The 14686-nt window shown below is 69.0% G+C and carries 19 protein-coding genes and 1 tRNA gene; 11 read left to right on the top strand and 9 right to left on the bottom strand.

Features of this window, described 5'->3' with window-relative positions:
• Positions 1 to 243: hypothetical protein (locus B7K20_RS10420; protein WP_144018638.1), on the bottom strand; the 243-nt coding region annotated here is incomplete at its 3' end.
• A 106-nt stretch (positions 244 to 349) separates the two neighbouring features.
• On the opposite strand from B7K20_RS10420, the gene B7K20_RS10415 reads away from it, so the two are divergent.
• Positions 350 to 1276 (top strand): phosphotransferase, encoded by a 927-nt coding sequence (locus B7K20_RS10415; protein WP_159449392.1) that lies wholly within the window; start codon positions 350 to 352, stop codon positions 1274 to 1276.
• A 10-nt stretch (positions 1277 to 1286) separates the two neighbouring features.
• Positions 1287 to 1362, top strand: a tRNA-Lys gene (locus tag B7K20_RS10410).
• A 1-nt stretch (position 1363) separates the two neighbouring features.
• On the opposite strand, the gene B7K20_RS10405 is transcribed toward B7K20_RS10410, so the two are convergent.
• On the bottom strand, positions 1364 to 1720 hold the full coding sequence (locus B7K20_RS10405; protein ID WP_084102458.1) for a nuclear transport factor 2 family protein: 357 nt from the start codon (positions 1718 to 1720) through the stop codon (positions 1364 to 1366).
• Positions 1721 to 1827: 107 nt separating this feature from the next.
• On the opposite strand from B7K20_RS10405, the gene B7K20_RS10400 reads away from it, so the two are divergent.
• A complete protein-coding gene (locus B7K20_RS10400) occupies positions 1828 to 2760 on the top strand; it encodes an aldo/keto reductase family oxidoreductase (protein ID WP_084102457.1) in 933 nt (310 codons plus the stop codon).
• 101 nt (positions 2761 to 2861) lie between these two features.
• A complete protein-coding gene (locus B7K20_RS10395) occupies positions 2862 to 3044 on the top strand; it encodes a hypothetical protein (RefSeq protein WP_084102456.1) in 183 nt (60 codons plus the stop codon).
• A 28-nt stretch (positions 3045 to 3072) separates the two neighbouring features.
• On the opposite strand, the gene B7K20_RS13145 is transcribed toward B7K20_RS10395, so the two are convergent.
• Entirely contained in the window at positions 3073 to 3249 is a 177-nt protein-coding gene (locus B7K20_RS13145; protein WP_200809070.1) for a hypothetical protein, read from the bottom strand.
• A 91-nt stretch (positions 3250 to 3340) separates the two neighbouring features.
• Between B7K20_RS13145 and B7K20_RS10390 the strand changes: the two genes are divergently transcribed.
• From B7K20_RS10390 to B7K20_RS10375, 4 genes are all read left to right on the top strand, one after another.
• Complete coding sequence (locus B7K20_RS10390; RefSeq protein ID WP_084102455.1) at positions 3341 to 3721, top strand: VOC family protein; 381 nt, start codon at positions 3341 to 3343, stop codon at positions 3719 to 3721.
• Positions 3722 to 3801: 80 nt separating this feature from the next.
• Positions 3802 to 4032 carry a hypothetical protein gene (locus B7K20_RS10385; protein ID WP_084102454.1) on the top strand — a complete coding sequence of 77 codons (231 nt, stop codon included), beginning with the start codon at positions 3802 to 3804 and terminating at the stop codon, positions 4030 to 4032.
• Positions 4033 to 4164: 132 nt separating this feature from the next.
• Positions 4165 to 5517 (top strand): MFS transporter, encoded by a 1353-nt coding sequence (locus tag B7K20_RS10380; protein ID WP_084102453.1) that lies wholly within the window; start codon positions 4165 to 4167, stop codon positions 5515 to 5517.
• A 70-nt stretch (positions 5518 to 5587) separates the two neighbouring features.
• Positions 5588 to 6436, top strand: coding sequence for an aldo/keto reductase (locus B7K20_RS10375; protein WP_084102452.1), 849 nt, complete (start codon positions 5588 to 5590; stop codon positions 6434 to 6436).
• A 6-nt stretch (positions 6437 to 6442) separates the two neighbouring features.
• Here the strand turns inward: B7K20_RS10375 and B7K20_RS10370 are convergent, their stop codons facing one another.
• On the bottom strand, positions 6443 to 8257 hold the full coding sequence (locus B7K20_RS10370) for a cytochrome c biogenesis protein DipZ (protein WP_084102466.1): 1815 nt from the start codon (positions 8255 to 8257) through the stop codon (positions 6443 to 6445).
• Positions 8258 to 8458: 201 nt separating this feature from the next.
• Here B7K20_RS10370 and B7K20_RS10365 point away from each other — a divergent pair, with 201 nt between their 5' ends.
• Positions 8459 to 9175, top strand: a complete 717-nt coding sequence (locus B7K20_RS10365; RefSeq protein ID WP_084102451.1) for a fasciclin domain-containing protein — start codon at positions 8459 to 8461, stop codon at positions 9173 to 9175.
• A gap of 63 nt (positions 9176 to 9238) precedes the next feature.
• On the opposite strand, the gene B7K20_RS10360 is transcribed toward B7K20_RS10365, so the two are convergent.
• Positions 9239 to 9946, bottom strand: coding sequence for a GTP pyrophosphokinase family protein (locus B7K20_RS10360; protein WP_084102465.1), 708 nt, complete (start codon positions 9944 to 9946; stop codon positions 9239 to 9241).
• 216 nt (positions 9947 to 10162) lie between these two features.
• Here B7K20_RS10360 and B7K20_RS10355 point away from each other — a divergent pair, with 216 nt between their 5' ends.
• Together B7K20_RS10355 and B7K20_RS10350 are read left to right on the top strand one after the other, a co-directional pair.
• Positions 10163 to 10519 (top strand): PadR family transcriptional regulator, encoded by a 357-nt coding sequence (locus B7K20_RS10355; RefSeq protein WP_084102450.1) that lies wholly within the window; start codon positions 10163 to 10165, stop codon positions 10517 to 10519.
• Positions 10516 to 11868 (top strand): permease prefix domain 1-containing protein, encoded by a 1353-nt coding sequence (locus B7K20_RS10350; RefSeq protein WP_084102449.1) that lies wholly within the window; start codon positions 10516 to 10518, stop codon positions 11866 to 11868. Before B7K20_RS10355 ends, B7K20_RS10350 begins: the two co-directional genes overlap by 4 nt.
• A gap of 9 nt (positions 11869 to 11877) precedes the next feature.
• Here B7K20_RS10350 and B7K20_RS10345 read toward each other — a convergent pair whose 3' ends face one another.
• The 4 genes from B7K20_RS10345 to B7K20_RS10330 form a co-directional block, all read right to left on the bottom strand.
• Positions 11878 to 12645 (bottom strand): siderophore-interacting protein, encoded by a 768-nt coding sequence (locus B7K20_RS10345; RefSeq protein WP_084102448.1) that lies wholly within the window; start codon positions 12643 to 12645, stop codon positions 11878 to 11880.
• Between the two features lie 62 nt (positions 12646 to 12707).
• Entirely contained in the window at positions 12708 to 13136 is a 429-nt protein-coding gene (locus B7K20_RS10340; RefSeq protein WP_084102447.1) for a hypothetical protein, read from the bottom strand.
• Positions 13129 to 13986 (bottom strand): putative RNA methyltransferase, encoded by an 858-nt coding sequence (locus B7K20_RS10335; protein ID WP_084102446.1) that lies wholly within the window; start codon positions 13984 to 13986, stop codon positions 13129 to 13131. Before B7K20_RS10335 ends, B7K20_RS10340 begins: the two co-directional genes overlap by 8 nt.
• A 46-nt stretch (positions 13987 to 14032) precedes the next feature.
• The gene (locus B7K20_RS10330; protein ID WP_084102445.1) at positions 14033 to 14581 is read right to left on the bottom strand and encodes a TetR/AcrR family transcriptional regulator; all 549 of its coding nucleotides are present in this window, start codon (positions 14579 to 14581) and stop codon (positions 14033 to 14035) included.
• Between the last annotated feature and the right edge of the window lie 105 nt (positions 14582 to 14686).

Genomic DNA, 14686 nt, shown 5'->3' with positions numbered 1-14686 from the left:
GTTCTTTCCCTCCCAGCCGGAGTGATTCATGCCCTGACTGCGCTGCTGCTTCTGTCCCTGGGCGGGGTTGGGCGCCTTTGCGTCGGGGTTCTGGTTGCCGCCCTTCGCGATGTGCCCCTCGGCGGACACAGGGTCCTTCAACGGTGACTGCCAATCGGGCCCGCCTGCCTGGGGCGGTCGGTGGTCGGCGGCGTTGTCGACGGCGACGGGCTTGTCCTGGTCGCGGTGCACGTGATCGCTCATGATTCTTAGCCCCCTTCCTTGGGTTCCGTCCCAGGCGTCAACGGGATCACCCCCGCCGGGCATTCCGTCCCGAACGGGTGCCCGCACGACTGCTAGCGTCGCGTCCATGAGCGCACACCGGCCCCTCGACACGGGGCCGCCCCAAGCGCATGGATCCATCAGCGAGGACACGGTCCGAGCGCTGATTGCGGCGCAGCATCCCGACCTCGCGGGGCTCGAGCTGGGCGAGCGCTTCGACGGCTGGGACATGGCGGTCTTCCGCCTGGGCGAGGACCTCACCGTGCGCCTGCCGCGCGTCGAGGCGGCGGTGGGGCCGCTCGAGACCGAGACGAAACTGCTCGCCGAGTTGGGGCCGTCCTGGGACTTCCCGCACCCGTCGGTGGTGCGCGCGGGCGAGCCGGGCGAGGGCTATCCGTGGCCGTGGCGCATCGTCGAGTGGGTGCCGGGCAACACTACGGACGTGATGCCGCTGGGTGCGGACTCGGGCGGCGCCTTGGGACGTGCGCTGGCGGACCTGCACCGGCCGGCGCCCGCCGATGCGCCCTACAACCCCGAGCAGTCCCTGCCGATGGCCGAGCGCCAGGCGGACGTGGACTACGCGATCGGGATCCTAGGCGACGCGCCTGGTGCGCTGGGCGACCGGCTGGACCTGGAGGCGGTGAAGGCCATGTGGGCGACTGCCCTGGCGGCCCCCGATCCTGGCCCGCTCGTGTGGTCGCATGCTGACTTGCACGGCTCGAACGTGCTGAGCGAGTTCGGCACGTTCGCGGGCATCATCGACTGGGGAAAGATGGCTGCGTGCGACCCGGCCGTGGACCTGGGGTTCCTGTACACGGTCATGCCGCGCGATGGCGTGATCGCGGCGCTCAATACGTATGTGGGGATTACCGGGCTTTCCGATCCGGGCCTGGAGGCGCGCCTGCACGGCGTGGCGCTGCACAAGGCGCTGCTGTGGGCCACGCTCGACAGACGACTGAACGTGTCGATGGCGTGGCGGGCTTTGGCGGAACTCGGGGTGAGCGTGCCCGCGTAGGATTGCGTGCGGGCCTCTAGCTCAGTTGGTAGAGCAGCGGACTTTTAATCCGTAGGTCGTGGGTTCGAGCCCCACGGGGCCCACCACCTAGTCACTCGTCTCGCGAGGCAGCATCCACCACTCCACGAACTTCTGAGCGCGTCCGTCCGACGCGAACCAGACCTCCCACATGTTCGTGTAGTGCTCGTGGCCGGGGTAGGTCACCGAGCCGGTGATGATGCCCAGGGTGTCGTTCTCGATGAGGACCCGGAGGTCATGTTCGGGCTCGCTGGGCTCGGGCTCCTTCCACGTAGCGATGATGGCGTCGATCCCGCGCACCGGTTCCTTGTCGTTGGGCCGGAACCAGTACTCGGCGTCATCGGTGAAGATCGCGCGGACATCCTCGTCCGACTTTGTCTCCCACGCCCGCACGTAACCCGCCAGCCACTCAGATGTCCTCGTCATGACTCTTGTTTACGCCGCCGTGCGAGCCACCGCCACCGGACGATGCCAGGCGCGGCCCCACGGGCGAGCGGCCCTACAGTGGACGTACCCCCTCAAGGAAGAGAGCAATGAAGACCTTCACCCTGCCCGGCACCGACGTCGAGGCTCCCAACGTGGTCCTTGGCCTCATGCGCATTGTCGAGAAGTCCGACGACGAGGTGCGCGAGCTCATGGCCGCCGCCCGCGACGCCGGCATCACCTTCATCGATCACGCCGACCTCTACGGCCCGCCTTATCACGGCTGCGAGCGGCGCTTCGCGGAGGCAATGCAGCTGACTTCGTCGGAGCGCGAGGCGCTCACCATCCAGACCAAGTGCGGGATCCGTCAGCCCGGACCGTACTTCGACTTCTCGTACGAGCACATCATCGAGTCCGCGGAGGCGTCGCTCGAGGCGCTCGGCACCGACTACCTGGACATCCTGCTACTGCACCGGCCCGATGCCCTGATGGAGCCCGACGAGGTCGCGCGCGCGTTCGACGAGCTCCAGTCATCGGGCAAGGTGCGCCACTTCGGCGTCTCCAACCACACGCCCGGCCAGATCGAGCTGCTCAAGCGCTCCGTGAAGCAGCCCATCGTCGCCAACCAGATGCAGTTGTCCATCACGCACGCGCCGATGATCGCGCAGGGCATCGCCGCGAATATGCAGAACCTGGACCAGTCCGTCCAGCGTGACAACGGCATCGTCGACTACTGCCGCCTGAACGACATCACCATCCAGGCATGGTCACCGTTCCAGGCTGGGTTCTTCGACGGTCCCTTCCTGGGTTCGGACCGCTATCCCGAGCTCAACGCCGTGATCGACCGGCTGGCGGAGAAGTACGCCGTGCCCGTCGAGGCCATCGCGGTGGCGTGGATCACGCGTCACCCGGCGCAGATGCAGGTGGTGCTCGGCACCACCACCCCGGCGCGCGTCACCGCCGCCGCACAGGGCTCCGACGTGCCACTGACGCGGTCGGAGTGGTACGAACTGGTGCGCGCGGCGGGCTACACGGTTCCGTAAACGACACGCCCGCTCCGCAGCGGGACATGAGCGCCGATTCCGACCCTCGTGTCCCGCCAGCCTGCGTGGTCCGATGGCCGGCGCGAGCGTAATCTCAAAGCATGACCACGACACCGGCGGAATGGGTCGATCCGCGCGAGCAGATCGAGTTCAGCGTGCGCATGGCCAGCGGCCGGCTCGCGCCCCGCACCTTCACGGACGAGGCCGAGGCCCGCGCCTGGGCGCGCCCCGAGGAGGGTGACGAGGTGGTCTCGTTCAACTACGTGTGCGCGTGCGACCGCTAAGGCGCGGGCCGCGCGCACACGCCTGAGATCAGGGCGACTCGATCTCGGAGCGGTTGCCGATCTTCGCGCGGATGACCCAGAAGGCGATGGTGCCGACGAAGAGCACCAGGCCGATGAAGGCGAGCCACAGCGCCGCCTTGATGATGAAACCCAGGATTCCGAGCAGGACAGCCGCGACAAGCAGGGCAATCAGGAGATAGCGCATCGCCCGATAGTACGTGGGTCGACGCCCATCCGGCGAAGTCTCCCCGGCACGCCCATACTGGAACCGCCCGTCACCAGCGAAGGAGACACCCATGGCCCACGGCGACATCACCCACATCGACATCCCCGTGTCAGACATGGCACGCGCCAAGCACTTCTACGGCCTGCTGTTCGGCTGGGAGATCGCTGCCCCTCCCGGCTTCGAGGACTACCCCATGTGGCAGGCGCCCAACAAGATCAGCGGCGGCGGCCTCGCGCCGCGCAGCGAGGGGTTCGCGCAACCGCGCTCCTATGTGGAGGTCGACTCCATCGACAACACCATTTCCCTCGCCAAGAGCCAGGGCGCCACCGTGCTGATGGACAAGGACGAGATCACGCCGACCAGTTGGTGGGCGGTCATCGAGGACTTCGACGGCAACGTCATCGGCCTGTACGAGGGCGTCACCGAGGTGGACGGCGAGCCCGTCCAGTAGCGAGGTAAGCCGGTCACACCTGGCGCCACCTCTGCACCCACTCTCAACGCACTCCCAGGAACGTGCGGTGTGATGAAGACATGAACATCACCCGGCCGCTCCGGATCACCGCGCTCGTCGCGGCGATCGGGCTGGTCGCCGTGGTGGCTCCTACCGGGGCAACGGCCAGCGCGGACGTGACCGCCGCACAGGTCGAGGGCACCTCCTCCCTGCCCACCCCGGACGGCTGGATGCCGCAGCACGTGCCCGCCTTCCTCACCGCCCCCCTCCAGGTGACTCAGACGGACGTGCCTCAGCGCGTGCGCGCCTAGCCCCCTGCGGCGGCCGGACCCGGATGGTGCGGGCCCGGCCCCGCAGGAATCCCCCCACTGCAAGGGGCCCGGTCCCGACCACCCTCCTCGCGCCGATACGCTGGCCTGACCGCGTACGCCCTGGAGGCCCTCATGCCCAACTCCCCTGCGCCCGCGGTCGCAACGACGGGACCGGCGAAGGCGTCCCGTCTCGCCTGGATCGCGATGGGCGTGGCCGCCTTCGTGTACTTCATGGCCGTGGTGCACCGCACCAGCTTTGGCATCGCCGGCATCGAGGCCTCCGAGCGCTTCGGCATCGAGGCCACCACGCTGTCCGTCCTCGCGATGGTCCAGATCGCCGTCTACGCGGCCATGCAGCTGCCGGCCGGCTCGCTCATCGACCGCTTCGGCTCGCGCGCGGTGCTCATCGGCGGCTCGCTCATCATGGCCGCGGGCCAACTGCTGCTCGCCACCACACCAGCACTCGCCGGCGCCGTCATCGCGCGCGTGCTCATCGGCCTGGGCGACGCCCCGATCTTCATCGCCGGCAACCAGATCGCCGCCAAGTACTTCCCTCCGCGCCAGGTGCCGGTCATCGTGCAGTCGCTCGGCATCATCGGGCAACTGGGACAGGTCGCCTCGTCGATCCCAGTCGCGTTCCTCCTCCATGAGCAGGGCTGGTCGGTCGCGTTCTCGACGCTCGCGGCGATGGGCCTGGCGGCCGCCGCCTCCGTCATCATCGGCATTCGCCGTCCCAAGACGGCCGATGCCGTGGCCGCCTCCCCCACCCCCCCACCTGCAGCTCGGGTCACCCTGCACGAGGCGATCCGCCCCGCGGGCGTGAAGCTGGGCTTCTGGACGCACTGGCTGGGACTCATCGGACCCAACACGATTGCGCTGCTGTGGGGCGTGCCGTTCCTGGTGCAGGCGCAGGGGCTCGAAGCCACCACCGCGAGTGGGCTCCTCACCGTCATGGTGGTGGCCAACGTCTGCGCCGGTCCCGTCCTCGGCGTCCTTACGGGTCGCCACCCGCTGCGCCGCTCGTGGCTGGTCCTCGCCATCGGAGTGGTCGCGGCGGCCGTCTGGGCATCGGTCCTCATCCCCACGACGCCGCGCCCGATATGGCAGCTGGTGTTGTGGCTCGCGATCACCGGCGTGAGCGGCCCAGCCTCCCTCATAGGGCTCGACTTCGCGCGCACTCACGGCCTGGCCGGCCGCGGCGGAGCGGCGGTGGGCTTTGCGAACATCGGAGGCTTCGCCGCCACGGTCGTCGCGGTGCTGTTGGTGGGCGCGACCCTCCAGGCGGTCTCCCCCGCGGGGGCGAGCGAGTACACGCTGGGCGAGTACCGCATCGGCCTCGCGACCACCGCCCTGCCGTGGGCGATCGGCATCGTCGGCGTGCTGTGGGCCCGCCGGCGCACGCGCGCGGAGATGGCCGCTGCGGGCGTCATCGTGCCGCCCATCCGTGAGGTCCTCGCGCGACGCAAGGCGGCGCGACGGCGCTAACCCACAGCGCCCCGACATGGGGCGAGGCGTGTACGTGACCCGGCCACGGCATCGGGCGTAGGTTGGAACTATGGCTATCCCGACGCACACCCTGAATGACGGCTTCGAGATCCCGGCGCTGGGCTTCGGCACCTATCCCATGAAGGGCGACGAGTGCGTGGCGGGCGTGCGCTCCGCGCTGGACAAGGGCTACCGGCTGATCGACTCGGCGGTGAACTACGGCAACGAGGTGGAGGTGGGTCACGGCATCCGCGATTTCATGTCCGCGACCGGCACTGCACGCGAGGACATTACGGTGCAGACCAAGCTGCCGGGCCGTCACCACGACACCGACGCTGCTGTGAACTCGATCGAGGAGTCGTTCGACAAGTTGCAGCTGGGCACCATCGACGTGGTGCTCATCCACTGGCCCAACCCCATCACGGGCAAGTACCGCGACGCCTGGCAGGGACTCATCGAGGCACGCCAGCGCGGGTACGTGCGCAGTATTGGGGTGTCGAACTTCACCGCCAAGCATCTGGCCGACATCGTCGCGGACACCGACATCACCCCCGCGATCAATCAGATCGAGCTGCACCCCTACTTCAACCAGGAGGCCATGCGCGCGGTGCACGCCGAGCGCGGCATCCTCACCCAGTCGTGGAGCCCGCTGGGTAAGCGCCAGGCTCCGTATGGCGAGGCAGCGGTGGCTGCGGCGGCCGAGGCTCATGGCGTGACGCCCGCGCAGGTCATCTTGCGCTGGCAGGTGCAACTGGGCAATGTGCCGCTGCCCAAGTCCGCGACCCCGTCCCGCCAGGTCGAGAACCTGGACGTCTTCGGATTCGAGCTCACGCCGGACGAGATGGCGGCGATCTCCGCGCTCACCAAGCCCGACGGGCGACTCTTCGGCGGCGACCCCGACTCGCACGAGGAGATGTAGCACGGCTCACCCGAAGGTGAACGAGTAGGCCTCCACACCTTCGGACAGCTCGACATCGAGGGTGTGTTGGCCCTCGGCGACGTCTTCCGCGACCGCGTACGACCGTGGGGTGCCGTCGACGTCGATGGTGCGCGAGTCTCCGTCGTCCAGCGTGACGGTGACCTGCCCCTGTCCCGCGAGCACCATGCGCACCTGGGACGCGTGGAACCTGAGACGTAGTGAGGCGCCGTCCGCCGTAGGAGTGGCGAACTGGGTCTCGAGGGTCCACTCCCCCTGCAGCGCGAACGAGTCGTCGGGCTGGTCGTCGGGGAAGCGGTAGGTTCCCTCGCCGGGCGCATAGCGGTCGCCGCCGCCGTAGTTCACGTCCTTCGAGGTGCCGAGGAAGGTCTCCCTGGTCGTGGAGCCCACCTCGGGCGTGACGTCGTCGATGTCCGTCTCCCCTGGAAGATCGACATCGGGGTTGGCGTCGACCAAGAGCTCGCGAATCATGTCCTCGGTCGCCTGGTAGTTGCCCTCGCCAAAGGAGATGTGGCGCACGGTGCCGTCGGCGTCGATCAGGTAGTGCGCGGGCCAGTACCGGTTGCGGTAGTTGGTCCAGGTGGCGAGGTTATTGTCGAGCGCGACGGGGTAGGTGATGCCGAAGTCCGCGGCTCCCGCACGCACGTTCGCCTCGTCTTTCTCGAAGGCGTATTCGGGCGAGTGGATCCCGATCACATTGAGACCCAGATCGCCGTACGTTTCGTCCCATGCCACCGAGTGCGGTATGGAACGCTGGCAGTTGATGCAGGAGTAGGCCCAGAAGTCGATGAGCACGACCTCGCCGCGAAGTTCGTCGAGGCTGATCGGCTGGTCGTCAGGAGTGTTGAACCACGCCTCGATGCCCTTGATCGACGGCGCGGTGCCGCAGCTTTCCAACTCCTCGGCGCCGTTGGTGCACTGATCGAGGTCGCGGTTCTCGTCGTTGACGAGGCCGCCGAGCGCGAGCGCATCCTGCGCGGCCTCGCTATCGGTCAGGTCCTCCTGGATCTGCGCGGTGTAGTCGGGCAACGCGCGCTGGAGGGCGGCGGGCAGGTCGAATGCGAGGCCGACCGCGAGCGCAATCATCGCGACGCCTGCGGCTATGCGCAGGCCGCGCTCGCGCCGGCGGAACGCCTTCACGCGCTCGGCGAGGCCGCGGCCCGCGAGCGCGAAGAACAGCAACGGGACGGCGACGCCGATCGCGAAGGAGACGGTCAGCGCGACGGTTCCGGCGCCGATCTGGCCCGTCGACCCGGCCACGATGATGGCGGCCAGCACCGGGCCGGCACAGGGAACAAACACGGCGCCGAGGGCGAGACCCACACCAAAACCGTTGCCCTTGGAGTCCACGCGACGCCTCGGCATGAAAGCAAAGGGACGCTCAAGAAGGTGCTCGAAACGCGGAACGATCAGGCCGATGCCGATCAGGATGAGCACGGCCATCGCGACCCAGCGGATGACGTCCTGGGGAAGGTTGAGGGCGCTCAGGATGAGCGAGCCGACGAGGGTGACCAGGGTGAAGCTCGTCACCAGGCCGGCGATCACGAGGAAGGGGCGCCACCTCGACACCTCCGAGGCCGGAGAGGACGTCGCCGTGTCCCTGGTGGCGGTCGCGACGGCGCCGCCTGGGGCACCCACGCTCGCCGCGGTTCCCACACCGCCCATGGTTCCCAGAGCGTCGTATCGCTGGATCCTTGCGGACTGCGCGCCGCCCGTCAGAAAGATCACCGGGAGCACCGGGAGGATGCATGGGGAGATACCTGTGATGAGGCCACCCAGCAGCCCAATGATGATCAGTTCCATGCCCATGCCTCCGTTGTCGTTGGGAGGCGTTCGCTCGCGACACGGTCGCGGATGGGAAACAGTCTGGGCGGAAGTTTTTTGGCCATCACCCCAACCGGATTCCTGCCCGGCCCGAATTCCCCCTGACGCCGCACTCGCGGCAGGCGCCCCACCTCGGGGCGTTCTACCAGGGCTCATAGTCGCCCGGAGACTGGAGGAACCATGCTCAAGGGAACGAAGAAGTACTCGGCGGGAGTGGCGCTTGCGGTGGCGGGCGTCTTCACGCTCGCGGCCTGCAGCACCGACGCGGGCGAGGAGGAGATGGACTCGACCATGCCCGCCATGACCGAAGAGGCGATGCCCGAGGAGTCCATGTCGGACGACTCGATGATGGAAGACGAAGCGATGGAAGAGGACGCGATGGAGGACGACTCCATGGCGATGGACCCGGCCGCGAACCTCGTGGGCCCCGCGTGCTCGGCCTACGCCGAGGAGGTCCCGGACGGGCCCGGATCGATCCAGGGCATGTCGCAGGACCCGGTCGCCGTGGCCGCGTCGAACAACCCGATGCTCACCACCCTGGTGTCGGCGGTCAGCGGCGAGCTGAACCCCGACGTCAACCTCGTTGACACGCTCAATGGCGACGAGTTCACCGTGTTCGCGCCGGTCGACGATGCCTTTGCCGAGATCGACCAGGAAACCATCGACACGCTGTCGACCGACGCCGACCTTCTCTCGCAGATCCTGACCTACCACGTGGTGCCCGGACAGATCGAGCCCGCCGACATCCCCGGCACCCACACCACGGTGGAGGGCACCGACGTCGAGGTGACCGGCGAGGGCGACGAGCTCATGGTCAACGACGCCATGGTCCTGTGCGGCGGCGTGCAGACCGCCAACGCCACCGTCTACCTCATCGACGGTGTGCTGATGCCGTAACGGCACATCCCCTGACCGCGGAGGCCACCGTCGCAGCAGCAACCACTGCGACGGTGGCCTTCGCTATGCGTCGGGCGCGGAACGCATCATCTCCCACATCCGCACCACCAGGTCCTCGTCGATCTCCGCGGGGGTGCCCGCGTCCTCGTCGTGGTGCTCGCCGTGCACCTCGCGGTGGAGCTCCTCCATGCGGTGATCGAGGCTTTCGGCGATGGCCGCGGCGTCCGAGAGGCTCTCGGCCAGGTGATCGGGCACCTCGCCGTCGAACTTGTAGTGGATCTTGTGCTCGAGTGACGCCCAGAAGTCCATCGCGATGGTGCGGATCTGGACCTCGACGGTCACCGGCACCGCGCCAGTCGACAGGAACACCGGCAGCTGGATGATCGCGTGGATGGACTTGTAGCCGTTGGGCTTGGGCGCCGCGATGTAGTCCTTGACCTCTATGACAGTGACGTCGTCCTGGCTCACGAGCGCCTCGAGCACCCGGTAGGTGTCCTCAATGAAGCTGCAGGTAATGCGGACGCCGCCGATGTCCGTGATGGCCGCGCGGATCGACTCGGTGTCGGGCGACACGCCCTTGCGCGCCATCTTCGCGAGCAGGCTCTCGGGGCTCTTGACGCGGCTCGTCACGTGCTCGATGGGGTTGTACCGGCGCAGGTGCAGGAACTCCTCGCGCAGGATCGTGACCTTGGTCAGCACCTCGTCGACGCCGAACTGGTGCTCCATGAGCAGGCGGGACAGATCCGCGCGCATCTGACGGGCGAACTCCATGACCGCGGGGTCGGGGTGAGCGTGGCCGGAGGGCGCCGGGGCCCTGTCGTCGGTCAGGGGCAGGTCATCGTGAACGGTCACGTCTGAGAAACGGATGCGGCGACCGGGCGGTTCCGGTGGGCCGGGCGGCTCCGGTGCCGCGCCGGTTGACTTTACCTAACACTTCTATGCATCATGCTGTTAGGGCTCGCACGGACGGGCCGGACGGAGTGACGCATGGACATCCCCAAGGATCTGGTCGCCGCGAGCGCGGCGCCCATGGTGCTGAGCATCCTCTCCGAGGGCGACTCGTACGGCTATGCGATCCTCGGCCGCGTCCGCGAGCTCTCGGACGGCGAGCTCGACTGGACCGAGGGCCTGCTGTACCCGTTGCTGCACCGCCTGGAGCGCATCGGCCATATCGAAAGCCGCTGGGGCCAGTCCGAGACGGGCCGGCGTCGCAAGTACTACGCCCTCACCTCCGACGGACGGGCCGCTCTCGCGACCCACGTGAGCCAATGGCGCACCGTCGCCGCGGCGCTCGAAAACGCGTGGGGCCGCATGGAGTTTGGCGGACCGGTGAGCCTCGCATGAGTGATCCCCTGGAGATCCAGATCGACCTGTGGCGCGCACATCTGGAGGCGCACCCCGGTGTAGCAGCGGCCGATGTCGACGAACTCGAGGACCACCTGCGCGGGCACATCGAGGCACTATCCGCCGCAGGCCTCAGCGACGACGAGGCGTTCCTCGTCGCGGTCAAGCGCCTGGGAAGCCAGCGCGACATCGCCCGCGAGTTCGCGCGCGAGAACTCCCGCCGGTTGTGGAAGCAGCTGGTGCTGGGCGAGGAGGGCTCGCGGTCGTCAGGCGTGCCTGGAGGTCGCGCATCCGTGTGGGTCGCGCTCGCCTTCGCCGCCGCGGGCGGACTGCTGATGCGCCTGCCCCTGTGGCTCTCCCCCGAGGGCGTCGACACCACCTACGCCCTCTTCCTGGGCCCGCTGCTGCTGACCGCCGTCGTGGGCTACCTGCTGTGGCGCCACCGCCCGGGCGCGGGAGTCACCGCGACGGCGTTGGCCGGCATGGCGGCGGCGGCGGCGCTCGCGGGCGTGTACGCGCCGGCTGCCAGCGATGACGCCTTGGTCACGACGGCGCTGCACGTCCCCGTGCTCGCCTGGCTGCTCGCGATGCTCGCCTATGCGGGCACTCGTTGGCGCGAGACCGACGGGCGCATGGACGCCGTGCGCTTCACCGGCGAGTGGGTCATCTACATGGTGTTGCTCGGCCTCGGCGGCGGCGTGCTCATGGGCATCGTCGCGCTCGCCTGCCAGGCGGCGGGGCTCGATGCCTCCACCTTTGTGTTCGAGTGGATGCTGCCTCTCGGCGCCGGAGGCGCGGCCGTCGTGGCCGCGTGGCTGGTCGAGGCCAAGCAGTCCGTGATCGAGAACATGGCGCCCGTACTGGCGCGCGTCTTCACGCCGCTGTTCGCCGTCGCGTTTGCGATTCTGCTGGTCGTGGTGCTGGCCTCGGGCGACATCGCGGGGCTGTCGAGGGACCTCTTGCTGGTGTGCAACGTCATCCTGATCATCGCGATCGGGCTTGTCCTCTACAACCTGACCGCGCGCGAGAGCGACGGCGGTCCCACCTGGTTCGACCGCGTGCAGCTCGCGCTCGTGGCCGGAGCCCTGGCGCTCGACGCAGTGGCGCTCGTCAACGTCGTCATCCGCATCGGCGACGGCGGCTGGACCCTCAACCGCGTCGTGATCCTGGGGCTGAACCTGCTGCTGCTCGTCAACCTCGCGGTCACGGCCTCGCTGCTGGTGCGGCTGAACCGTGCGGCGCCGGGGGCCGCCCACCGCCTGGAGCGGTGGCAGACCGGCATGCTGCCCGCCTACGGCGCGTGGGCGCTTGTGGTGGTGGCGGTGCTGCCGGCGGTGTTCGCGAGTTAGCGGCAGGCGCTAGGCGTCCTGCTCGGCCTCCATCTGTGCCACGAACTCCCGCTTGGACGACTGCCAGCCGTCCTCGTTCATGCCGGTGCGCCAGTAGCCGGAGATCGACACGTGCTCGCGGGGCACGCCCACCACGTTGAACAGGTGGTGGCGCAGCGGCTTGATCATGTCGGCGTTGCCGTGCACAAAGGCCTCGATGTCACCCTCGGGAAGCGTCGCCGTCTCGACGGCGTAGGTGAGCGCCTCGCCGTAACCCATGCCGTGCTCGTCGCGGTGGATCCAGTGGACGGTGGTGTTGGCCGTCTCGCGCAGGGGCTGGCGCTCGGCGGCCGTGGCGACCTCGAGGAACACCTCGGCGCGCGCATTGGCCTCAAGGGCGTCGAGCGCGGCGGCAATCGCCGGGAGCGCGGACTCGTCCCCCACCAGCAGGTGAACGTCGGCATCGGGACGCGGAGCCCAGCCGCCGCCGGGGCCCATGAAAGCGATCTCGTCGCCCGCGGTCGCACGCGCGGCCCACGGCCCGGCGAGGCCCTCGTCGCCGTGGATCACGAAGTCGAGCGCCATCTCACCGGCGGCGCGGTCGTGCCAGCGCACCGTGTAGGTGCGGGTCACGTCTCCGAACTTGATCTTGACGTAATGGTCCGTGAGCTCAAGCGGGCCGACCTCCTTCAGCGCATCGGAGCCCACCACGACCCGCACCATCGCGGGGGTGAGCTGTTCGGTGCGCAACACGGTGGCGGTGCGGACGGGGCGCGGGGGACGGTTCTGTGGCTTCATCGCCGCTCAGTATATGCATACGCGTCAGTTGCGTAATTACCTGCGGCCGATGCCCTGGCCGGCTATCCCCCCAGGGTCGCCATGGCGGCGACCACCAGCGAGCCGCTGATGAGCGCGCCAAGGCCGATCACCCGCGACAGCAGGGGCCCGCCCGGCTGGTCGGCGCCCAGGCGCGACATCGCGATGCCGACGACGCCAATCAGGGCGAAGGCCAGTCCGCCGATCCACAGCGCGGCCATCATGATCGACTCGGGCCTTTCCACGGCGGCGAGCGACATCGCGAAGGTCAGCGGAATCGCGTGCAGCATCGTGATGATGGCGAGGCGCCAGCGGCCGGCCGCGAGCGCGCCGCGAAGATCAACGGCGGGCCCACTCACCCCAGCGCCCGCGCGGCGGCGCGACAGGAATCCCGCCGCGGTGAGCCCCGCATGGACGGCGGCACTGACGGCGACGATGACCACGATGACCGCCGCGAGTTCCTGGTCAGTCATGGGCCCCTCCCCCAGGTGCGCGGAGCGCCTCGACCCGCACCGCGAGGGTAGCCTCTCGCGCTCCCAACGCGTCGAGGGTCTCGGCGGCGACGTGATGCGCGTTCGGGCCCATGGCCAGGACGTCCCGAGCGGCGTCCGCCGTCAGCGCGAGCGGCGTCACCACGTCGCGACTGAGAACCCGCTCCCACCCGGGGAACTGTGCGGCCAGACGCTCCGACTTGCCCTCGTGCACCTGCACCCCATCGACGGCGGCGACCAGTTCGCTGAGGTGCTGGGGAAGCGGCGTGACCACCACGAGGGCACCTGTGGGACGCACGATGCGAGCGATTTCCGCCGGCACCCGGGGCCCAAAAACCGACAGGACGATGTCCACCGCACCATCGACCACGGGCAAGACCTTGAGCGCATCGCCGCCCACCGCGACCGCCCGCTCATGGGTCCGCGCCGCGCGCTTCACCGCCGGCGTCGACAGGTCCATGACGATGCCCCGCCAGCCGGGCAGCGCGTCGAGAGCCGCGGCAGCGTAGTAGCCCGTGCCCCCCGCGAGGTCGAGCAGCAGCCCCGTACCGGCCCCTTCGACCGAGGCGACCTGGGCTACGGCGCTCGCCACGGCATCGGCCACCGGCAGGTACCAACCGCCGGACTGGAGACGCTCGCGCGCCATCACCATGTCGACGGTGTCGGCATTGAGGGAGTGGCCGTGGCCGGCGCGCAGGGTCACGTACCCCTGGCGGGCGGCGTCGAATCGGTGGCCGTCGACGCAGGTCAGCCCCGTCTCCGCCTGCGTCAGGTCCTGGCCGCAGACAGGACAGCGCAGCGCTCGCACCACACGGTCGGGCCAGGTCTCCATGGTCGCGAGCCTACGGTGCGCCCGCGCCGCGGCTACTCATCGCACTCTAGGAGGGGAGCAGCGCGTCCGCAGTTGCCGACCACTCGGCGGCGAGGTCGAAGCCCTCCGGGTCGCGCAGATAGTGCAGCTGCATCCCGTCCATCGCGGCGAAGATGCGTCGGGCGAGGCCCTCCGGATCCTCGCCGCGTAGACGTGCGGCAAGTTCGCGCGTGAGAAGGTCGGCCCGCTCGCGGAAGTACTCGTGCCCAGGGTGTGCGGGATCGAGCGCCTCCGCCTCGACCATCGCGAACAGTTGGGCCGCGCGAGGCCGCGCGATGATGTTCGCCACCACCCCGTCGAGCATCGCCCGCACGTCAGCGGTGTCCACGGCGCCCCAGTCCACGCCGGCGTCGTCCCTCTCGTCACGCCACTGCACCAGGGCCACCAGCAGCGTCGCCATGTCAGGGAAGTAGTGCAGCAGGCCGGGGGTGGACATGTCGCAGCGGCGCGCGAGCTCGGCCATGGTGAGGCCCCGGTGCCCCTCGGCGTCGGTGATCTCCATGGCGGTGGTGAGGATGCGTGCGCGCCGCTTCTCGGGCGCCAGCCGCTGTGCCATGCGCCGCCCCTTTCACTCTCCGTCGATCGCTTGCTACCATCTTATCTAAGTTACTTAGATAAGCCGAGCACCGACACCGTCGGCGCCCGCACTCAAGGAGGAGTC

Origin of the sequence: Demequina sp. NBRC 110051 (genome assembly GCF_002090055.1) — a bacterium.
Taxonomy (GTDB): domain Bacteria; phylum Actinomycetota; class Actinomycetes; order Actinomycetales; family Demequinaceae; genus Demequina.
The sequence above is the reverse complement of the archived record's forward strand: the minus strand, read 5'-3'. Positions and strand labels throughout refer to the sequence as shown.